This is a genomic window from Rhodanobacter sp. TND4EL1 (assembly GCF_054061035.1).
The window spans coordinates 253,034-275,264 of record NZ_JBSSDT010000004.1; the positions used below are offsets into that span (position 1 = coordinate 253,034).

The following is a 22,231-nucleotide window of genomic DNA, read 5'->3' on the forward strand; positions in this document are numbered from 1 at the left end:
TTTGAGGGCTCAAGACACCAGGTCCTCGAAGTCCGTCCAAGTCACCGACTGTTCTGGTGCCAGCATGTCGCGAGAGAGTTCACGCTTGCGGGAAAGTCGTTCAGCGATGCGTTGTTCAAAGCTTTCAAAACCGTCGCCCGCGACGGTGGGGCAATATACCCAGACCGGTTTGGTTGAACCGATGCGATAGGCTCGATCCGTGGCCTGGTCTTCCTTGGCGGGATTCCACGGCCGGGTGAAATGGATGACGTGATTGGCAGCCTGCACGTTGACGCCAAAGCCCACCGCTGTGGTGGACAGCACGATGACACCGAAGCCTGGCCGGGCCTGGAAGCGGTCAATCACCGCCTGTCGTGAGGCCTCATGGGCGGGATCAACAGTGGTGCTGCCGTTGACCACATCCACCTGCAGATTGAAACGACCTGCGATGGCTCGCTGCAGCAGCCGCTGGAGCTCGCGATACTCGGTGAACACGATGGCTTTTTCATCGGCTTGCCGAATATGGTCCAGTTGCTCCAGCAGCCAGCCCAATTTGGGTGAATGACGCAGGTGCTCTTCCACCGGCAACAGCTCCGCGCGTTCGTCGTTGGCCGCCAACGGGTTGGCGCAGATCATGCGCAAGCGATGTAGCAGGGTCAGTGCTGCCGTGCCGGGGCCCCCTTTGTCTTCGGCACGCTCCATTGTCTGCTTGAAGTCGGCAATGGTCCGGCCATAGAGCTGGCGCTGCAACACCGACATCTGAAGCATCTTGTGCTTGAGATCGGCTTGCGGATGAGTCTCATCGATTTTGTCGGGAAGGTCAGCCACGTCACTTTTCATGCGACGCAACACCCAAGGGTCAATGGCGGCGCGCAGTTGCTCGACCAACGGCTCGTGCCCCTCCTCGCGCTGCTCGATGGCTTTGCGAAATGACTTGGTGAACTCACTCAGGGAGGCCAGCAGGCCCGGCTGGAAAAAGTCGAACAAGCACCAAAGATCGGCCAGCGAGTTCTCCACGGGTGTGCCGGTACAGGCGATCTTGAATTCCGCCTGCATGGCCTTGGCCGAGCGAGTGACCAGCGCACCAGGTGTCTTGATTTTTTGCGCCTCGTCGCAGGCGAATACGCCCCATGCCTCACGCCCGAGCGAGAGCTCATAATCGCGCAGGGTCTCATAGGTTGTCAGGACGAACGCCGCGCCGTCGGCAAAGCCGGGGCGAAGAAATTTCTTTATCCCGGCCTCGCGCAGACCCGGCTCCAGCTGCGCAGGGAGCAGGCGATGCTTCGCCAACTCCGATCCATACAGCGCAATCGTTGTGCCCTGGCTTCCATCAAGAAACTTGCCGATCTCTGCCTTCCAGTTTTCCAGTAGCGACACCGGCGCGACGATCAAGCATGGCTTGGGCATCGGGGTAATTTCGCGATACCACGCCATGACGCAAAGACACTGCAAAGTCTTGCCAAGCCCCATGTCATCCGCCAGCAGGATGCCGCGAACACCCTGGTCGCGTTGCTGAAACCGATGCTGCATCCAGGCCAATCCGTCACGCTGATGTGGCATCAGGGCGATCTCGCGTCGTAGTGCGCGAGGGAGCTGCGGCGCATCCAAGGGCGGCGGTGCCAAGCTGGATTGTGTGCCGTATTCGAGCTGTTCGATGTTGTGCAGGATGCGCAAACTGGTCGTTGCCCGAGGCTTGGGATCTTTCGGTGCGCCGGGAGCGCCGACCTGCTTGCGCAGTACATCGTTCATGCCATTTAGCCAGACAATAGCCTCGCTAGTGGGGATCTCGAATTTCGTGCCAGGCACGGCAACAGAGGGAGTTCCCTGCTGGCGAGCTTCTTCGGTGATCTGGCGAAATTCTTGGATGCGTTCGACATCCAAGTGAGTGCTGGATACCTGGCCACTGAGCGGATCGACCGTCGCGATGAGCGCCTCCATGTTCTCCGGAATCATGTCTTTGCCGGCATCCCCGCGTACCAGCTGCGGAACATGAATGGGTTTGCCGTCAAAGCCCACGACGCGATCGCTGTATGCACCCAGGTCGAAGATGTCCCCAAACTGCAGCGCCACCGGACTTACAGCCGAGGTTGCCATCCACTGACCAAGCTGTTGCAGCGACACACTGGTGGTATTCGACAGCTGCAGTAGATGATTTTTCCAGCGAAAGACCGGGCGACCCGATTGCCGTGCCTCGGCGGCAGCAGCCAACAGAGACTGGACCCGCGAGGGCTCGGTCAACTTTTCGCAGAGATCGCCGGCATCACCCGCCGGATCAATCAGCAGAAGATCCCATCCGTCCTCCCCAGGCACCGCGTCGAGCTCTCGCTCGACCAGCCCAGCAGCCCGCCTTGCCTGTTCAAAACGTTCCGGCGGCAAAATGGCTTCGGCGCCGTCTCCCAGGAATGGATACGGATTGTGCAAAAAAGCATCCGCATCCTTTGAGGCATACCGACGTCCCGGCGCACGTTTGACAGCTTCAAGGGTCTCGCGCACGGGCGGCGGCAACAGCACGTGGGTAAGTTGACCATCAGACTGAGGCAAGTCGTAGCGTGTTTGCACGCTGTCGTAGCGATCGAATTGATCGAGCAAGTTATCGGGCGCACCCTGCGGACGCGGTAAGACTTCGACAACAGATGTACCCAGCGCATCTTCGATCTTCAGCGTGATATCGAGCTGATCCGCAACGACGATGCTTGTCTTGTCCAGGTACGTGTCAAGGCGTGCTCCGCAGGCATGCGCCGCCTTTTGAATGCGGCCAGCGCTGACCATGCGCTCTTCCGACGACCAGCCGGGACCTTGTAGGTGGAGCTCAAGTAGCATGGAGATCAGACTGAAGGCCGCAGATGACAGTAATTCGTCACGTCCGCGGTAGCTCAGAACTGCGCCGGTGCGGGCGACCGCTGAGGCGGGCAAATCACCGGTGGCATCAAACCAGCCCGTGAGTCGAATGGCGAAATCGCCATCACCAGGGGACCCATGAGCGGCAAGCGAGGGAAGTAATGCTGTCGGGGCCGGCAGGCCAAGAAGATAGAGGCTGCTCGCGTGATCGTCATTTTCTACAAGGCAATAGACCGAGTCCCATCGCACCACGCAGCGATCATCTTGACGTTCGGCATAGTGCTCATCGACGAGTTGATCAACGTAAGCGCCCAAGGGTGAACCCGCTAGCGACTTCGACGACCCAAGGACCCATCCTTCTGGGGAGGCGAACGGTCGAGAATCTTGTTGGACATCGTCCTGACGCCCAGTGCGGAACCAATCCCATTTCATTTCTTGTAGAAACCCCTGCTTTTGGCATAGCGAAATCCGCGACGTTCCATGCCCTGTATCAGGGCCGAGTTCGGTGTTCGAGCAATCTCTATCCAGAGCGCGCCACCCTTGGGGCGGTTATCAATGACCTTTGGCGAGAGAGACTCCAACTGATCGACCATCGGCTGCCCAATTTCCAACGCAGTCAGGCCCTTGGGGATGGATGATGGCGTTGCTGCCAAGTTGGTCGGAAGAGGAGCTTCATTCCCTTTCAAATTGGCGCTGGGTCTAGAACCTGTTCCTACCACCACCCCGTCTGGCCAGATCCCTCGCTCGGAGAGAAACTGATCGAACTTTTCTTCCCAAGAAAGGGACATATGCGGGAGGGTCTTCGCGCCGCTCTTGGTGACTGCTCTGCGGATCTTCAAATCCATGACCAGATCGAAATAGCTGGATCCGAGATCGAAAGGCACGTGTTCCTTGCTGTACGGATAGCAGGCATTCCCGGTTTCACTGAACTCAACGAACCACCAATCTGCAATTCGCAGCATAATGGCATTGTTGTTTCGCGTACCTCGCAAGTAGGCCAAGCGCCCCTTTTTGCGTGCCACAAATTCCCGACTCTCCCTGTCTTCCGCGTCATGGATTGAAGCCCCCACCACGATACGACTGAACGTGATTTGCTTCTTGAACCGCAACCAATAGGCGAGGCGCCGGCTATCAACGGACGCATCACCTTTGCAGTAGGCGGCAAAGTCCTCCAGATCCTCTTCTGCCAGCCAGCCGCACACCATGCTGCGCGCAGCATCAGACGTGTCGGACCAACGACCAACCACATCGGCGCCCAGCTGTGGACTGCCCCAGGCATCCAACGAAACCTGCAACAAATCGTCCTGACGAAGGACAACTTTTTTCTCCGCATAGCGCGAGAGGATTCGGCTGAGCACCAAGTCACGGCAATACGGGTAATCGTTGATCAGTCCCAAAGCCAGAGTCCAGCGCTCATCGAACAACGCATCGTTCGTCGTGTTGCAGCAAGCCTCCAATATCGCCTCGATCAGACTGTTGAAGAACCAGCTCGTTGGCGGCAACTCAATCAGCTCTCTGACTTCATCAATGCCGTCGTGGAGCCCTTCGACCCATGCCTGCGCATAGGTATCTACAGGGCGATCGGAGAGCAACCGCGGATGCCTTTCCAATGCTTGGAGCCAGCTCGGGCGAAATTTCGCGGCGCGCAGCATACCCAGCGTGTCGACCAGGAACCGGCGCGTTGCTTCAAACCCCACATCGGAGGGCGCCCCGCGGAACAAACTCAACAAGGCTCCTCGCCATATCTGCCGAGCCGACCCGCGCGTCGCAAGCTGCTTACGCCAGTATTCAAGCAGCGGGGTCAATTCGGCCAGCGTATGCAGCAGGCTGTTGCCTTCCAAATTGGCATGCCCCTCGGCCAGGTTATAGGCCAACACGACATGGTCGCGTGCGGCGATTCGACCGGCACCACCTGCAAGGAGGCGATCCATGGCCGCGTCAAGCCGGTTTGCCGCGTGGGGATCAAAAATCAGCAAATCACTTGTTCCGCAGATCTCCAGACGTGCCTGCTCAAGCACGCTCGGCGACCAACCTTGGCTGCGTTGCTGCAGTTGCTGCAGGCTGCGCTCAACGCTTTGTTGGAGACGTACGGCGAGCACAGTCATAACTGACAGCCATCCGTCGGCGCGCTTTCTGCCACTGGCCCACGATCCTGGTGCTCATCATTGAGGCCGTAGAACTGAAGCCTGAGCTCCACACGGCGACTCTCATCCGCCGTCGCACGCTGGTTGTTGAACGATACGCCACCAGCAAGAAACAACTGTCGTACGCGCTGAAGCTGTAGCGGTGTGAGCTGAAGTTCCGCGTTCTTGCGTGGATCCATCAACAAGCAAAGCATCCATTCGGAGCGCTGCAGGCTAAGATGCAAATTGTAGAGATAGCCTCCCACCGTATCGGTAGAGCCTTCGACGACAACCTGCTTCATCCACTTTTTGCCCAGTGGACCGTCCGCGACCTGCAACACCACAGGCACCAGTTTAGCCAAGGCGGCATTGGCTTCCGCGGGTAGGCGATAGTTGTTGGTAGCGAAACGACCCGCATCTCCAAAGGAGATACGGTTGTTGACGCAATCGATATTGAGGTTGCCGACGCCGGACAACTGCTGCTGGATGCTTGAGCAGATTTCGATGATTTCCCCGCGGCGCTGCTCCTCTGGCCCCGTCACCTTGCGAGTAACGGCGGCGATGGTGACCGCCATCGCACTAAGGAAGAGCACCATCATGGCGGTCATCAGATCGGCATAACTGATCCAGAAGGGCTTTTCGCCATCGGCCTTGCCGCGACGACGTACTGGGGAGGTTCGACCGAACATCGCTTATCGCTCCGCCAGGTCCGCGAGATCTTCGGCCCTCTCGCGCAGCTCTTCCATCGTCCCCTTGAGCATGGAGACCGTCGAGCCCAACGCATCGTCGTATTGCTTGAGCACGTTATTCAGCACCTTGGAGGTGGCTTCGCCAAAGCGGTCGACGCCATCGACCAGATGCTTTTCGACTTCGCTGGTGAGCTGACCGAACAGGTCCGACGCTTCACGGCTCTTGACGAGAACCTGTTGAATCTCGCGTAAGGCCGCCTCACGTGCCTCCGCCTCACTAGACATGAGTCCGGAAACTCCCTCCAGTCGCGTGGAAGCCTGGCCAAGCACGCCCATCGCTTGGGATATTGTCTGTGCACCCGTCCCCAGCGTAGTCGACGCGCGCTCAAGTTTGCCTGCTGCATCCACCGACTGTTCCTGGAGCCCGCTAAGTGACTGGCCTGCACGAGCCAGGCGCTCAGCAACCGTATCCATGGCGGAGATCGACGCATTGATGCGCGCAGCCCCTTTCTCCAAGCCCCCGATAGCATCCATAGATACCTGCTGCACGCCAGTCAACAACGCTTGCGCAGCCTCCGTCGCTTGCTGGCTGGCGTTTATCGACTGCGCGGTCACCTTGCCGATTTGTTCACTCGCGGCAGTGGACGCGTCATTTGTACGACGCGTCGAGACTTCCTGAGCCTCGGCTATGCGCTGCAGTGCATCCTGCATTTGCGTCAGCGCCTGTGACTGCTGCGATGAGGCGCTGTCGGCCAGCTGGTTTTGATGATCGGCAAACGATTGCATCAAACCTTTAACGGCCGCCTGCATGCCGCTCGACGAGGCCTGCGAGCTGCGCTCCATGTCGGCGACCAGTCCTCTCAACGTCGATTCGACTTGCGCCACGGCCTGAGTCGTTTGCTGCATCAAGCCGCTGAGATCCCCCAGTTGCCCGCCGACGGTGTCCTTCATCTGCGCCATGAAAGCGGTCATCAGGTTCTCGAGCATCCGCGCCGAGTTTGTAGATTGATCGCCGCTGGCGGCCCGCACCGTTTCAGCAATGTGTTGAAGCGGCTCCTGGAGACTGGCGTGCAAGCTCTGGCCGATGTCGATTGAGAGCTGGCGCGTCGCTTGAATCTGCTGCTCGGTCAAATTGGTGAGCAAGGCCTTGAGATCCTGAACCAGGCTCTCCTTCATGTGCTTGGTCTGCGTAGCTCCGTCTTCAGAGGACTTGACCAGGCGGGAGAGGTATTCCTCACCGAGCCCCGCACGGAACAACGCGTCCAGTGCGGCCGACACTCCGCACGCACGATGCACGCACAGGTTGTAGATCACCTTCTCCACGATCGTCATCAGCATCGCCAAACCAATCGCGACCGCCGAAAACATGAATGCATTGCGGACGTAGCCGAAAAGGCTGCCCAGATTCTGTTTGAGTGCCTCGGCGTCGGTCGCGGTGGCGTCAAAATGCTGCAAACCCGTGATCAGGCCAGTAAACGTGGCGATGATGCCGACGCCGGTGAGGATGCCCGGCAGATGCTTGTAGAACTCCACATGCAGCGGATCGTCCACCAAGGCTTCGGTGTGAAAGAACGCCTCTGCCTGCACCGTCGCGCGAATACCGAGGACCACCGGCTCGGCCTTGGAGGGGTCCGTCTGCTCATGCAGCGTCTCTTCGTATTCTCGCCAAGCATCTTTCCACGGCGTGCGTTCGAAGATGCTCGTCAGTGATGCCTTGATTTGCGTCGGCGATTCGAGGCCAAGCGTGCTGATTTTCTTGCGAAGGCGCCCCAGACGCACCGTCAGAATCACGCCCTTGATCAGGACATGCCATGAGAAGAAAAGCACCAGGACAAGCACGGCTCCACCAAGAATCTGATGCAGCCAGTCCGCCATGACCAAATTGATAAGGTTGTTCATCAAGCAAAGTCCGGTTCAGAAATTTTGTTACAGCGTCGGAAGCTCGCCAGTGCGGCACCACCGGATGCCGCTGACGATTCCCCAGTTGCCGTTGGCATTGGGCCTCCGCCAACGAGGCACCGTCATCGCGCGAAGCGCAGCCAGCGCCTCGCCGTAATCGACGCAGCGAAATTCCTCACCTTTGGCGCCAATCGTGAATCCGCCCGCGCGACCGACGTGTGGCCCAAACCAGCTCCCGCACTTGGCCACAGGCACCATGGATGGTCGTTCGGCCATGCGACCATCGGCCGCAGACGCTGCGGTGATTTCGGCTTTATGAGCAACCGATGCAATTTTTTGCGCCGATGGCCGCACTGGACGAGGCAACCCTGCGAGGCAAGATGTGCCGTGATCGGCCATCATTTGCTCCGCGACAGCGTCGGCAAGATTCACCCAGATGACCGCCCCGTTTGGATGGTCGTAAGCCACCGGCCGTATTAAGGGTCTGGCGTTTTCGAGCACCCAAGCGTGGTTCCAGCGCAGCAGCGCGTCGTCTTGGCTCAGTGGAATGCCGTGCTTGTCGCGGTGGGCGCGGCACGCAATAGCGTCGAGCGGCCCAATCGAGTCGACTAGTTCTGCATACCCCACGACCTGTCCACTTCCCTTGCGGATCAACGCGATGCGCCCGCGGATCGACGTCGACGTAGTGCGCATCTCCCAGACTTTCTCGCCGCGAAGAATCTTGCCGATCCACGGCTCGTCAATGATCAATCCCTTCATTCCGTCATCCTTCGCTTGTTGCCCTGGCTCAACGAGCGCTCGTAACTTTGCCCGCCTTGGAAAACATTCGCTGCGGTAGCCGCTAGGGCGGCATCGCAATTTAATAAGTTTTTACGCAAGATTCATGCCGGAATCTGAACAAATCGCTTCTCGCATTGAATCTTGCGGCACAGAAAGCCGCAGATACGGAAAGTTCTACTTGTTAGCGCAGCGGGGATTCATGGGAACTCAGGGAGCCCATCCACCCCTCGCCAAATCCAGCAGCCGCCCCCGTATGTCTGACGATGATGCCGTCAAATCCAGTGTCGCAAACCTGATCTTGTGACCTTGGATGACCACAAGCTCATCCACTTGCCTTGCCACCGCGGGGTGTAGCAACAGGCCGCAGGCCTTGTCTGCAAGCGCGTCGCCCTGTGCAACCTGCGAGCGCAGATAGGCATATATCTGATAAACGTAACCACTTCGCAGGGTTTCTTCGCGATACCAGCCGCTTGTGACGATTGAATTGAATTTGGTGTCGATCACAATCCGATGACCGTGCGCCGCATGATCGAGGACCACATCGGTTTTCATCATCGGCAGGATCTTTCCAACTCCTGCTGATTTGGCCTCCACTTGCCAGTCCAGCGTTTTGCCGCAGCGCACATCCCAGCCCTGCGGACTTAACACGACGTCATAGAATCCGCCGACCGCACGCTCAAACAGCCGCCGCACCCAGGTTTCCTCACGCTCTGGCAGGGAAAGCACATTCGATCCCGCGCCCTCGGTGGGCAAAGTGAGATCCAATGCCAGCTTCGCTGCCGCCAGCATGAATTGGTCATCGGCGTCATTGCGGCCGAATCGCTCCATACTCATTTGGGCGCGAGTCGGCGCTTCTCCCGAGACACCCATGGCTTTCATGCCGCTGGCCAGACGGCGGCAGCGGTGAGCCACGTCATTCCTGCGCACAATGCGCGAAATCGCCTCGAGCGCCGCACGAACAAAACGATTGCGCGGCGTGTCGACGGTCAGCTCGTCGAACCGGCACACCACCAATCCCCGGTCCAGCAGCTGATGGCGTTCGGTGGTCAGAACATCGATGCGACCGCGCACACGATTCAATCGAGCGTTGCGCGATCGATAGCCCAAGCTGAGCTGCCGGCGCTGTCGCAGCTCAACCGCTCGGGCAAGCATTTCGGCGACAAGGTCTGGCAGATCGTCCGGACTATCTTCGAGCCCCACCTTGCCAATGCCGCGCATGCGAAACAGATCTGAGGCATACAGCATCAGCAGCCACAGGTTACGCACCGGAATCCTTCCGATATAACCGTCTGCGGCAACGGACGGGCCGTCCGCCGGATCGACCACCGCGCTCATCACCAGCCCTGCAGCAGGCGCGCAGTGGCTTTTTGTGACTCCTCTGGCGCGTCGAACCAGTATTCGTCGAGCAGCGGAGTCAGCTCGGTCTTCACCACTTGTTCGAACCATCGCTGGGTGGCACCGGCTTCCAAGCGGTGTGGCGGGGTCACATAGCTGTGGCCGATACAGAATGACTTGCCGAGTCTCGCATCGGACGCGATCTGTTCGTTCAACTGAATCATCCGCGCCTGAACATCGGCAACGCGTTCGGGATCGACGCCGCACTCGTTCACCACCCAGTCCCGCCAAACGTTGCCCAAGTTAGGCTCCAGACCGACAAAGGCAAAGCGGCGACGCAGCGCCAGATCGACCAGTGCCAGTGAACGGTCGGCGATATTCATGGTGCCCACGATGTACAGATTCTCGGGAACGTGGACGGGGCGACGTTTGCCATCGGCATCGGGATAGCACAGCTCGATGGCTTCGCGTGGCGTGCGCTTGCCCGCTTCCAGCAAGGTCAGCAATTCGCCAAAGATCTGCGCGGGATTGCCGCGATTGATCTCCTCGATCACCACTACGAAATCGGAAGACGGCGCTTTGCCCGCCGCCTTGATCGCCTCCATGAACACGCCGTCGGCGAGGGACAACTTGCCTTCGCCAGTGGGGCGCCAGCCTCTTACAAAGTCCTCGTAAGACAGGTTCGGATGGAATTGAACGGCGCGGACCCTGCTGTCGTCTTTCTGCCCCATCAACGCGAAAGCCAGTCGTTTCGCCAACCACGACTTGCCCGTGCCGGGCGGGCCCTGGAGGATGAGGTTCTTCTTGCTGCGCAAACGCTCGAGCAAAAGAACGATCTCGCTGCGCTCAAGAAAACACCCGTCTTTCAGAATGTCGTCGATGGTGTACGGCACGATCGGTGGCGCTGGCTGAAACGCTTCTTCCAACATCTCGTCCGACTCCTGCACGCCCAACACATCCGGCTCTGCAACCGTCGCCGAACCGGCATCCTTGGCGGGCCCCTTGTACAGCCATGCCGCGAGCGACAAGTCCGGAAAGCTGTGTACTGGATAGTCGTCCTCCTCGAAGTGGACCAGCAGCGCGTCCCGCAAGGCCAGATAGCTTTTTGCGTTGCACGCATCCTGACCGCTGCTGACAACGGGCTGCAGTAGCTGCGCATCCAGATAGTGGCGTGACTGGCTGTCCAGCGTGGGGAAATCCCATGGATGCGCCCAGTACAAGCCCGTGGAAAGATTCCACGCCACGCCCCACACGTCGCTTGCCTCGTCGTAGGCTGCGGCGAAAGCGGATTCGGCTTCGTGGTCATCGTCGCCCACGAGCTCCGCACCGGCCGCGAACACGGCCCACAGCGCGTCAATGTCACCGGCGCCGCGCTTGTCCGCATAGCGGAAAAACCACGAGCGCTGATTGTTGAGCACGGGTATGCCATCAAAGGAATCCGGTACCGGTACGGTGACGCCGATCAGCTTGGCCAACTCGGCAGCAATCGTCTGACGGTTCGTATCGGTCATCGAGCGGTTGAAGGTACCCATCGCCGTAAACGGACAAATGTCCCGCAGCGGTCCGCTGCTGCCATCGGCGAACTTGTCCTGCAGATAGCTGAGGCCGGAGATCCGCGACCCGATTTCATGGATGCCTTCGATCAGCGGCGTGCGATCGTTGCGGTAGGCCAGCAACTTTTCTGCAACCGCCTCGTAAAATCCTGTCCATGCGAAGCGCGCTTCGTCAAACGCGGCCGAGCCAAAACGCTCGCACCAGTAGGGTGCATTACGAAAACGATCGATGTCCTGTGGCGCGCGCTTGAAGGCGAAGGCCAGCAGGGCATCGGTCGTCCATTTGCCGGGTTCCACGCGCCAGATGGTGGAACGGTAGGTGTAGAAATACCATTCGCGCATCGGATCGACGCGTTCCCAGCGCACCCGGATACGTTCGCCATCCATCGGGTTGTCCAGAATCGTGCCGATGGCCTTGATCGCCATCGTGGACACCGGCTGCTCACGATTGTCGAAAGGCAGATCGTGCTTCCGCACATACGTCGCCTTGATCGCAATCTGCTCGCCCGGTCGCATGGAACGCACCGCCGCCTTTTCTTTCTCTTGCGGGCGGCTGACCTCCCACACGCCGTCGGCGATGAAACGCTCGGTCTGATCCTCGGTGCCACTGAAGCTTGATCCGACAAACCAGGCTCCCCTGGTCGATTCGTCCTTATCTTCGTCGCTCATCGCCATCCCCTCAGTCGTGCTGTTTGGTTGTCGCTGGAGGTCTGCTCGAACCACGCATGGCGTCGAGCGACCAAAGTCATCATCCCTTCGTTTTGCGCCCGCGTTTCGGCTTGGGTGCAGCGGCGCGCTGCGCGCGGATGCGTTCCAACAGCACGCTGGCAGGTTCGTCGTTGGGGTCTTGCGGCACCAGCTCGCCACGGAACGCTTTTGCGAGAATGCTCTGGGTCAATGTGTCGATGCGTTGTTTGACGGTGACGACTTTGGCTTCGAGCTGGTCGGCGAAGTCGAAGAGCTGTTCGACGCGGCGGACGATTTCGGTTTGCTGCTCCAGCTCTAGCAGAGGAATCCGCAGCGATGAAATCTTAGTAATGCTCAGAGTATGTAGGCCGGTAGTGCTCTTGGCAGCCTTGACCAGTGCTTCTCGACCTTGAGGAGACGCAAGATAGAACAGAACAAATTTCGGCAATGCCTGCCCTTCCTGCCTCCACCGAATCAGATGATTTTGATGACAACAATTCTTGATCTCACCGCTCCACATTGCGGCGCGGCCAATGTGATCCAAGCTGCCGTTGCCCTCTACGATGAGGATATCTCCGGACTTAAGCTCGGTCTTTTTAGCTTCCTGATCAGTTACACCAATGGACGTAATTTCTCTCAAATCGAGACGTCCTGCTTGGACGTTTGCAACACGTAAATATGGCCTCACGAGTTCCAAAGAAGACCTTTTAGAATTCTTTGTGATTCCCCCGGTTACGTTGCCCGTGTCAGCAAGTGCAGCATCAACCTCGACTGAGATACCGGTCAATTTGCCAGACAGGGCCGAAGCGAGAACACATTGCCGGAAGCGTTTGACTAGGGCAGGAATGGCGTCGATGCGGGCCTTGAGGGTGTTGACCTGGGCCAGCAACTCATCCAGCTTTTGCGCGATGCGCTTTTGCTCGGCGGCAGGCGGCACTGGAAAAATGAGTTCGCTGAGCTTGCCCCGCGCGATCCGCTTCCTCGTGGTTCCTGACGCATTTCGTGAAATATCTTCACGTATCGGGGAGGCATTGATGGCATGCATCAGCCATCTGTGGGAGATATCGGCGTGTCCTGATCTGAAAACCGCGACGTCCACCACGGTAAGACACCTCTGCGGCAAATTCGGCATCAAGCACGCGCGCCCAAGTGGATCCGGCATGCGCGCAATCAGAACATCACCTTCCTCCAGCGCCGTGCAATTCAAGCGCTCAAAGGTTTCGTCATTGACGAAGCGTGACGACTTATTGATGAAGGTGCCATCGCCGATATCTGCTAGTTGCAGAAGTCTGTTCTGCCCTTCTGGGTCTTGATCTTTGCTTTCGATCCAGTCGCCATCCGAAAAAATTCCCACGTTGGTTTGAAGGTCGCCAAGCGATGCGAATACCCAACCACCCGGCAACTCACTCACCGTCCACCTCACTCTGCAGCACTTCCAGCCCCATCATCTCCGCCAACAACCGCTTCTGTGCCAGCGCTTCATCCCCCGCGCCCAGCGCCTGCATCAGCGCATCGAGTTCGCGAAAAGCTTCGCTGAGTTCAGCCATCGCCTCGGCCGCCAACACTTCGGGCGCCGGCAAATCATTGGCATCCACACTGTCGGCATCCTTCAGCCAACTGATATCCAGCGAGTCGCCCCGCTCGGCAATTTGCTCGCGGGTGAAACAGCGAAAACGCCCCTGCTCACCTTCATCGATGCGCGGACTGCCGCCATTGGGATCGTCCCCATAAGCATCTTCGAATGGCTTGAGATGCAATACACCAAACGGCGTGCGCTTGCCGAAGCTGGGCATGTTGCTGCGCAGGTCGTAGATCCACACGCGCTCGGTGCAGCCGGTGTCCTGACGTGGCTTGGTCACGCTGCCGCTGTGGAAGAACAGCACATTGGTCTTGACGCCTTGCGCGTAGAAGATGCCGGTGGGCAGGCGCAGGATGGTGTGCAGGTTGCATTTGTCCATCAAGTCGCGGCGCACGTCGGTGCCGACGCCGGCTTCGAACAGCACGTTGTCGGGCAGCACCACGGCGGCGCGGCCGCCGGGTTTCAAGCCGCGATAGATGTGTTGCAGGAAGGCCAGCTGCTTGTTGCTGGTGTGGAAGGTGAGGTCGTCGCGCGTCGGCCCGCCGCCGCCCTTGGCGGTGCCGAACGGCGGGTTGGACAGCATCACGTTGACCGGCTTCAGGCGCGCACCGGGATTGCCCAGGCTGTTGCCCAATTGCACCACGCCTGCGCCTTCGCCCTCGATGCCGTGCAACAGGCAGTTCATCAGCGCGAGGCGGCGCGTGCCGGGCACCAGCTCCATGCCGATATAGGCCTTGCGCCGCTGGAAGCGGCGCGCCTTGTCGTCCAATTTGTAGAGATCGTCGCTGCGTTGCTTGATGTAGCTGTCGGCAGCGATCAGGAAGCCGGCGGTGCCGGCGGCGGGATCCTGGATGGTTTCGCCGGGCTGCGGCTGGATGCAGCGGATGATGGCGTCGATCAGCGCGCGCGGGGTGAAGTACTGGCCGGCACCGGACTTGGTTTCGCTGGCGTTTTTCTCCAGCAGGCCTTCATAGAGATCGCCCAGGCCGTCGTCGCGGGCGCTGAACCAGTCCAGCGTGTCCAGGCTTTTCACCAGCTGTTCGAGATGGCGCGGCTCCTTCAAGCGCGTCTGCGCATCGGCGTAGATCGCGGCGATCATCGGGTCGTGGCTGAGGCTGAGATCCAGCAGCATCTGGCGGTAATGGGTGAGCAGGTTGAGGCCGGACAAGGCGGTGAGGTCGGGCCAGCGGCAGCCGTCGGGCAGTTTGTGCTCGAAGTTGGCGTTGTTCTGCACCTGTTCGTATTCCATTTTCACGAACAGCAACAGCACCAGCTCGGTGACGTAGTCGCTGTAGTTGATGCCGTCGTCGCGCAGCACGTCGCAGAGGTTCCAGAGTTTCTGGACGATATCGTTTTGGGTCATGAGGTACTCGATGCAGTGGGGTCGACCGCCGGTGCGGGAGTGGCGTCGGAAATAATTTGATAGCGGGTGCTGCGGCCCCCGCCGGGCAGGCGCTCAAGGCAGCCCTTGTCCAGCAGATCGGCCAAGTGGCGGGTGGCGGTGGCTTTGGAGATCTTGGCCAGCGCCTGGTATTTGCCGGCGCTGATGCCGTGCTCGAAACCGCGCTCGCCGCCATCGAGCAGGCGGTTGAGCAGCTTGACCTGTTCGGGCAGCAGGCCGTGATGCTGGTGCTGCTGCCAGAACCGGGTTTTGGCCAGCACGCGGTCGATGCGCTGCAACGCCTCCTGCAGGCTGTTCAACAGGGTGCGGAGAAACCACTGCAGCCACGCGGTGATTTCCAGACCGGCCTTCTGGCTGGACTCCAGCACGCGGTAATAGCCGGCGCGGTCGGCCAGGATGCTGGCGGACATGGCGTGCAGGCGGATGGCCTGATGTTCGGTCTGGGCCAGCGCCAGATCGGTGATGGCGCGGGTGAGACGACCGTTGCCGTCCTCGAAGGGATGCAAGGTGACAAACCAGAAGTGCGCCATGCCCGCACGCAGCAGCGGGTCGAGCGTGGCATCGGCTCGGCTGCGGTTGAACCAGTCGAGGAAAGCATCGAGCTGGGCTTCCAGCCCTTGGCGCGGCGGTGCCTCGAAATGCACGGTGGGACGGTCGATGCGACCGGAGACCACCTGCATGGGCTCGTTGCCGCGCAGGCTGCCGACGCGGATGGGATGCGCAAGCAGCGCGTCTTGCTGCGGGAACAGCCATGCGTGCCATTCAAGCAGACGTGGCATGTCCAGCGGCGCGGCGTGGCGCTGGGTGGCATCGAGCATCAGTGCGGCTAGCCCTTCGCTGCGCGGGGTGGCGCGCGCGCCCTGGTCCGCGGCCACGCCCAGGCGTCGAGCCAGCGAGGAACGTACCGAGGCGACATTGAGGGTTTCGCCCTCGATCGCCGAAGAGGTGATGATGTTTTGCAGCAACGTATCCAGCTCGCTCTGGGCTTGCGCATCGCCCGCAATAGCGCCAGCCATGCCCAGCAAGCGGCCCTGCGCCTGCTGGCAGGCGCGCAGCAGCGGCATCAGCGTCCCGGCCTGCCAGTGAAACTGTGGCCAAGCCGGTTGTTGCCAGATCCAGCGGGGGTTATCCAAGCGGGGTGCTCCGTACGGTGAGCCGAATAATCGAGTTATTCGGCTCATTCAATGAGCTGATTATGCCGCTTATTCGGCTCACCGACCAGGCCTCCGCGATGGATTTCAGGCTAGCCGACCTGATCCCAGAGATGGTCGTTCAACGACTGCAGGACATCGTCCAGGCGCCCGCTGAGCAGTTTGTCCAGGCGCGCCGCGCCGCCATCCTGCTCGAAATTGCGCTGCACCACGGGACGGTCCACCACCACTTCGTGCACCAGTTGCTGCGCCAGACGCTCCAGCCAGCGTCGCTGCACCGGCGCCCAGTTGTGCTGCTGATAGATCCGCTGCATCGCCGTGGCCACGCGCTGATCAAACGGGATCAAGGCCTCGCCCAACGCGGCCTGGCGGATGTAGCCGACGATGCTGGCCGCAATCTGTTGCTGGGTCTTGTCGCGCCAGGCGCTGCTCAGGCTCGCCTCGCTGTAGCCGTTCTGGTCCAGCAGCAGACGCACCTCGCGCAACTGCTCCCGCGTGAGATCGCGCGGGCGGTTCACCACCACGCCGAGCGCCACGGACTGGTTGAGCTGCTGGTGGATGAACTGGTGGAAGCTCTCCAGATAGTCTTCAGGCTTCTGGTGGACGCCGTAGTTCTGCTCGCGCGCCAGCAGTTTGTCGGCATGCGGTGCCAGCACGGGGTAGTCCTCCGAGCCGAGGCGCTGGATCTGGTTCAGCTGGTCGAGCAGTTGGGCATGTTCGTCGATGAAGGCGGCGGCGCCTTGCGGACCGAGTTGGCGCAGATGGCGATGAAGCTCCTTCGGCGCCATGCCCCAGCTGGCTTCCAATTCATCGAGCCGCTGCTTCAGCTGTGGCTTGCGTTCGGCCTTGTGCGTGGCGCGGCGCACGATGCGCATGACGCGCTGACCGAGCTGGTCGAGCACGTCGTCGGCGTGGCCGTGGCCTTGCTGGATGCCGGGCGCCTGCGCGCTGCGCTCGTCCTGCAATTCGCGCATGAGCTGCTCGAGGGTGATGTTGGGATCCTTGACCAACGGCTTCATGGTGTCGACCGCTTCAAGCGCCGCATATAAATCGACCGGATCGAAAATGCGGAACACCGTCTTGCCGATGGCGTCGCAGCGGCGGGTGGCGCGGCCTTTCATCTGCTCGTAGAGAATGCGCGAGCGTACCCGCCGCATGAACACCAGATTGGCGATTTTCGGCACGTCGATGCCGGTGGTGAGCAGGTCCACGGTGATCGCGATATTGGGATAGCGTTCGTTTTTGTAGCGCCGGATAAGCAGGTCGACCCGGTCACTTTGACCGGTGATGATCTCGACTGCGGACTGGTTGTAGCTGTCGCCGTGCACTTCCGCGAACGCCGCATCAAGCAGGTGTTTGACGCGCACCGCGTGCGCCTGGTTGACGCAGAAGATCAGGGTTTTTTCCTCGCCTTCCGGATCCAGCTCCTTGGCCAGCTCCTCGCAGATCACGCGGTCGAATTCCGGCGTGATGACGCGGCGGTTGAATGACTCGATGTTGAAGTCGAGTTCGTCCTCCAGCTCGGCGGTATCCAGCTCGCCGGTTTGCGTATTCACCACATCGACCATGGCGCCCTTGTCGAAGTGAATGCCGTGGCGACTGAGCTGGGTTTCGTAACGGATCGGCGGCTCGTGGTCGATCAGCCAGTCGTCGGCCACCGCTTCCCGGTAGCTGTAGGTGAACACCGGCTTGCCGAAAATTTCGGTGGTGTGTTTGGCCGGCGTGGCGGTGAGGCCGATACGACAAGCATCGAAGTAGTCCAGCACGCGCCGGTATTGCGACATGTATTGCTGGTGATCGCGCACCGCCAGCTCGCCGTCGGTCATCTCCTGATCCAGCGTGTAGCCGCGGTGTGCTTCGTCGACGATGATGCAGTCGAACTGGTCCACCGGCGGTGGCGTATCGGACTGGAAGATGCGCCGCACCATCGCCTGCACGGTCGCCACCTGGATGCGTGTTTCGGCTTCGGCGGCCATGTCGCCGAGCTGTTTGACGTCGTAGATCTGCGAGAGCGTGTGGTTTTGCTCCAGGGTTGCTTCGTCGAACGCATCCAGCGCCTGTTTTCCCAGCGCGCTGCGGTCCACCAGAAACAGAATGCGGTGAAAGCGTTCGGCTTTGAGCAGTCGATACATCAGGCCGATGACGGTGCGCGTCTTGCCGGTGCCGGTGGCCATGGCGAGCAGGCATTGGCGTTGATTTTCGGCCAGCGCGCGCTCGACTTCGGCAATCGCCTTGCATTGGTAATCGCGCAACTTGAGGTAGCCAAACCCTTCCTGCCGCAGCTTCTGCTCGGCCAGCACACGGTCGCGGGCGAGCAGGTCGAGCAAGCCGCCCGGGGTGTAGAAATCCTGCAGCGCGCGGCGCTGGTTCGCGGGGCTGCGCAAATCGCGAAACCACGTACCCGACTGTTCGGCCAGCTGGGCGATATAGGGACGGCCATTGCACGCAAACGCGAATGGCAGCTTGAACCTGCCGCCGTGGCCATCCGGCCAGCCTGGCTCGTGGGTTGCAGCTGACCATGCGGGCACAAGCCCTTCGGTCATCGGGAAGTCGCGCGCGTATCGCTCAGCCTGCGGAATGCGCTCGGCCACGTTCAAGCGTTTGCGTTTGGCCTCGACAATGGCGATCGGCATCATCCCGGCAAACAACACGTAATCCGCACAGGCCTTCGGACTGCTGGTCGGCCATTCGGCGATCGCCCGGTTGCGACCCTTTTCCGGCCGGCCGCCGCGAGCGTGGATCAGGTCCAGCGAATCAGCTTCCCAGCCTGCCATCTGGAGCTGCTGGTCAATAAGAATGCGCGTGAGGTCTTCGGTCAGATCGAAGGCGTGACTGGCGCGCTGGGTCTTTTTCTGGACCTGCTGCGCGAGCTGCGGATTTGCCTCCAGTTCGGCGCGCACGCTCGCCAATCGCTGTTCGAATGTGGCGTTCAGCGCGATGAGCTCGGCTTCGCGTGCGACAGCCAGTTTTTGATAGTCGCGTGCTTCGGCATCCATGGCCTCGGCAAGCGCCATGGACTCGGCCGTCTCGCGTTGCTGCAGTTCGATCAGCTGCTGGTTGTCTTGCAGCTCCTGATGCGAATCACTGAGGGCTGCCGCAAGCTGCTCAATTTGCGCCTTCAATTCGCGCAGGCCCTCGCTGGGATCACGCGGCGCAACAAACGGCCCCGGCTTGAAGTCGCTGCCGGCCTTGCCGAATGACCGGTGATACCAGATCGCCAGTTCGCGAGCGACCTTCAGACCATCCATCGCCTCGCGATGGCGTGTGCTGAACTCATGCGTGGCCTTGTTGCCTTCCACCCGAAGCGTGTGGAAAAGACCATGGATGCCCGGATCCAGTTGCAGCTCCCGATTGATCCGGAAGAGCAATTCGGATTGGGAGGTGGTGGCATCGAACGGGATTCCAGAGCGTGTCGCCACGTCCTGGGCAAGCGCCTCACCCAACTGCCGCAGTTTGATCAACGTGGTGTTGGGGTCACTGGCAAAAATCTGCTCGGCAGTCTGAGCCAGTTGCAGGAGAACCGGATCATGCTCACCCAGAAAGTTGAAGCTCCCCAAATCCGCCCCCACCGAGCCATTGCTGGCGATCGCCATACCCTGTCCATGCCGTGGTTTGCAGGAATACTAGCGCAGCCATCCAGATCGGCGGCGCAAACTGCGGCGCCCACAAAAAAGCCCGCTTTCGGCAGGCCTTGAGGAGTTCTCGGTTTCCGCATAACGCCACGAGAGCGTTTGGTGGCTATGGGTGGACTCGAATAAGGACGCGAACCCTTTACCTAATCCACTTCTTGAAATATTAGTTTCAAAACCTACCGTCAAAGTTACCGTCAGACGTGAAATTTTGTCCCTTCTGTTCCCTCGAACATTGTACAGATTGCTGTGATTGACGTCCCGCTCTACTCCGTCCCGCTACTCAAAGCGGGGGGACGTCGCACCACAGCAACTGCCAATCTCCGGCAGCGGACCTGGCCATCATCACCGGACCGACTGGCCGCATCCGGCCAAAAGCTGAAGGACCAGATCGAAGTTTCGAACAATTGCCGTTGCTGGATCAGAGTCCCGTCGTGCCATCAAGAATTCCGTCCTTGGATTTCAACCTCGCTTGCGCAGTTCCCAAAAATTGAGATCGGTCCTGCCCCCATCAAAAAGATGTGATCGGCAGGTGCAAACTCTTCTTGTTTTTCTTCCACAAATGAGGGAGGATTCCAAGAAGCAGGGGGACCTTCAATCCAGTTGACCTGAGCGAGATCTATGAAGACGAATGTCGTGTACGTCGAACCGCAAGCAGTGGAAGATCGTCTAGCGCAGATGGAATTGACCGAGGACCTGCTCCTGGAGGCCCTTCGTCTTGCGCATGTGCATACTGCGAGGATTACGGAGAACCACCCGCGAATCTACCCCGGCCTCGTTATGTGGGCTGAAATGGTTGCATCTCTACGCAATTTGCTACGGCCTTTTGGCTGGCACCGGCCTGACTCCAGCGTCTACGAGCTGGTGATCAATGGGGGCGACACGGTAGGTATAGCTGTGGCGTCGGGAGACGAAGAGACTGGAGTCGAAGCGGGCCATCCTTCAAACAAATCGCCTAAAGGCCGTTACACCGTCAAGGCGGTCGATGCGAACCGACAAGCCGACATGTTTGCCGATATGTTGCCACCACAACCCGCCCCTTCTGACCTCGAAACTTGGGTCTTGCTTCATCACTTTGATACCAAGACAAAGGAGCGGCGCATCGAGCTTTCGAAACCGTCGGACATGGATTCAGACGGCAAAATCATCGAATGGTCGGAGCGCATCATCCTTACTCCGCTGTCGTTTAGTGATGACTTCGACGGCATCATCTTGCCCGAAACGCCTGATATCGATTTCGAGGTACATCGTAAGGTCGAGTAACCACTTATGTTCAACGAAAAAAGATTTGCCCTCGCCCGGAAACGGCGAGGGATGACTAAAAAGATGCTTGCGGGACGTGTGGGTGTAAGCGAACGATCTATCACTGGCTATGAGAGTGGAACGCAAGAGCCAGAAGCACCCACCATGCGAAAAATCTCTGACGCGCTTCGGTTTCCCGAAGCGTTCTTTTTTGGTGACGCCCCGGAGTTGCTCACTCCTGAGGTTGCCAGCTTCCGCTCGCTCTCAAAAATGAGCGCAAAGCAACGCGACTCTGCCCTGGGAGCAGGGTCGGTGGCATTGATGCTTAACGATTGGATTGAATCAAAATTTGACCTTCCGACCCCTGACGTTCCAGATCTAGGGCGAGACCACGTGGCACTTGATGCTGCCGAGGGAGGCTCGTCTTCGGTAGAAAGTTCAGACGACTACCCCAGTCAAGCCGGCAGTCAGGATCCAGAGGCTGCGGCGGAGACACTTCGGGCGCACTGGGGGCTAGGTGAGCTGCCCATCAAGAACATGATCGCCCAATTGGAGTCGAAGGGTATCCGTGTCTACTCTCTGGCGATTGATGCCAAAGAGGTCGATGCTTTCTCGGTCTGGAATGGTGGAAAGCCGTTTGTGTTCCTCAACACCTACAAATCCGCGGAGCACTGCCGGTTCGATGCTGCGCATGAGCTTGGACACTTGGTTTTACACAAGCACGGTCAAACGCAAGGGCCAGAGCTCGAACGAGAGGCAAACGCCTTTGCCTCCGCGTTCTTGATGCCACGTGGAAGTGTTTTGGCAAATGCACCACGTATCGCAACGCTTCCCACGCTGATTAAGCACAAGAAGTACTGGTCGGTTTCGGTTGCCGCCTTGAACTATCGGCTGCATTCATTGGGACTGACGACCGATTGGGCCTATCGCACTCTATGCATTCAATTGGCTGAAGCAGGGTTCCGGAAGAGCGAACCTGAGGGTGCACCTCATGAACGGTCTCTGTTGCTAGAGAAGGTGTTCTCGGTCTTGCGCCAGGAAGGTACGTCCAAGGCATCTGTTGCCAGTCAACTAGACATCGAGGCGGACGAAATTAACGAACTCACCTTCGGGTTGATGCTGAACGTACTGAGCGGGGGCAGCTCAGTCACCAAACCGTTGTCTCCGAAGAAGGCAAGGTTGCGTCTTGTTTAAGATCTAGCGTCCTGTTCCGGGTATTCGACAATCAGCAATCAAGCCAGGCACTGCGCCCTCTCGGGTCCTGCCTAGTTCAAGTTGCTCGAAGGATCTGGCGTAGGTAGTCAATGATTTGTCTTCGGTAAACTGCTTCTTCACGTCCAATCTC

The 22,231-nt window shown here is 59.5% G+C and carries 13 protein-coding genes; 2 read left to right on the forward strand and 11 right to left on the reverse strand.

Annotated features, from left to right (window positions below):
* Window positions 1-9: 9 nt before the first annotated feature.
* From ACVWWQ_RS14955 to hsdR, 11 genes are all read right to left on the reverse strand, one after another.
* Entirely contained in the window at window positions 10-3,132 is a 3,123-nt protein-coding gene (locus ACVWWQ_RS14955) for a DEAD/DEAH box helicase (RefSeq protein WP_457383452.1), read from the reverse strand.
* A 113-nt stretch (window positions 3,133-3,245) separates the two neighbouring features.
* Complete coding sequence (locus ACVWWQ_RS14960) at window positions 3,246-4,922, reverse strand: EH signature domain-containing protein (protein ID WP_133951850.1); 1,677 nt, start codon at window positions 4,920-4,922, stop codon at window positions 3,246-3,248.
* Window positions 4,919-5,629, reverse strand: coding sequence for a flagellar motor protein MotB (locus ACVWWQ_RS14965; RefSeq protein WP_133951852.1), 711 nt, complete (start codon window positions 5,627-5,629; stop codon window positions 4,919-4,921). Before ACVWWQ_RS14965 ends, ACVWWQ_RS14960 begins: the two co-directional genes overlap by 4 nt.
* Window positions 5,630-5,632: 3 nt before the next feature.
* Window positions 5,633-7,528 carry an anti-phage ZorAB system protein ZorA gene (gene zorA, locus ACVWWQ_RS14970; protein ID WP_133951854.1) on the reverse strand — a complete coding sequence of 632 codons (1,896 nt, stop codon included), beginning with the start codon at window positions 7,526-7,528 and terminating at the stop codon, window positions 5,633-5,635.
* A 27-nt stretch (window positions 7,529-7,555) separates the two neighbouring features.
* Window positions 7,556-8,287 carry an ASCH domain-containing protein gene (locus tag ACVWWQ_RS14975; protein ID WP_208321640.1) on the reverse strand — a complete coding sequence of 244 codons (732 nt, stop codon included), beginning with the start codon at window positions 8,285-8,287 and terminating at the stop codon, window positions 7,556-7,558.
* A 228-nt stretch (window positions 8,288-8,515) separates the two neighbouring features.
* Window positions 8,516-9,643 (reverse strand): 5-methylcytosine-specific restriction endonuclease system specificity protein McrC, encoded by a 1,128-nt coding sequence (mcrC, locus tag ACVWWQ_RS14980; RefSeq protein ID WP_133951856.1) that lies wholly within the window; start codon window positions 9,641-9,643, stop codon window positions 8,516-8,518.
* Entirely contained in the window at window positions 9,643-11,865 is a 2,223-nt protein-coding gene (locus tag ACVWWQ_RS14985; protein ID WP_133951858.1) for an AAA family ATPase, read from the reverse strand. The genes mcrC and ACVWWQ_RS14985 overlap by 1 nt, the downstream gene beginning before the upstream one ends.
* Before the next feature lie 79 nt (window positions 11,866-11,944).
* Entirely contained in the window at window positions 11,945-13,306 is a 1,362-nt protein-coding gene (locus tag ACVWWQ_RS14990) for a restriction endonuclease subunit S (RefSeq protein ID WP_133951860.1), read from the reverse strand.
* A complete protein-coding gene (locus ACVWWQ_RS14995; protein ID WP_133951862.1) occupies window positions 13,287-14,825 on the reverse strand; it encodes an N-6 DNA methylase in 1,539 nt (512 codons plus the stop codon). Before ACVWWQ_RS14995 ends, ACVWWQ_RS14990 begins: the two co-directional genes overlap by 20 nt.
* Window positions 14,822-15,997 carry a Fic family protein gene (locus tag ACVWWQ_RS15000; RefSeq protein WP_133951864.1) on the reverse strand — a complete coding sequence of 392 codons (1,176 nt, stop codon included), beginning with the start codon at window positions 15,995-15,997 and terminating at the stop codon, window positions 14,822-14,824. The genes ACVWWQ_RS14995 and ACVWWQ_RS15000 overlap by 4 nt, the downstream gene beginning before the upstream one ends.
* Window positions 15,998-16,107: 110 nt before the next feature.
* Entirely contained in the window at window positions 16,108-19,608 is a 3,501-nt protein-coding gene (gene hsdR / locus ACVWWQ_RS15005) for a type I restriction-modification system endonuclease (RefSeq protein WP_133951866.1), read from the reverse strand.
* A 657-nt stretch (window positions 19,609-20,265) separates the two neighbouring features.
* On the opposite strand from hsdR, the gene ACVWWQ_RS15010 reads away from it, so the two are divergent.
* Together ACVWWQ_RS15010 and ACVWWQ_RS15015 are read left to right on the forward strand one after the other, a co-directional pair.
* Window positions 20,266-20,907 (forward strand): hypothetical protein, encoded by a 642-nt coding sequence (locus ACVWWQ_RS15010; protein ID WP_133951868.1) that lies wholly within the window; start codon window positions 20,266-20,268, stop codon window positions 20,905-20,907.
* Window positions 20,908-20,913: 6 nt separating this feature from the next.
* Complete coding sequence (locus ACVWWQ_RS15015; protein ID WP_133951870.1) at window positions 20,914-22,080, forward strand: XRE family transcriptional regulator; 1,167 nt, start codon at window positions 20,914-20,916, stop codon at window positions 22,078-22,080.
* Window positions 22,081-22,231: the final 151 nt, after the last annotated feature.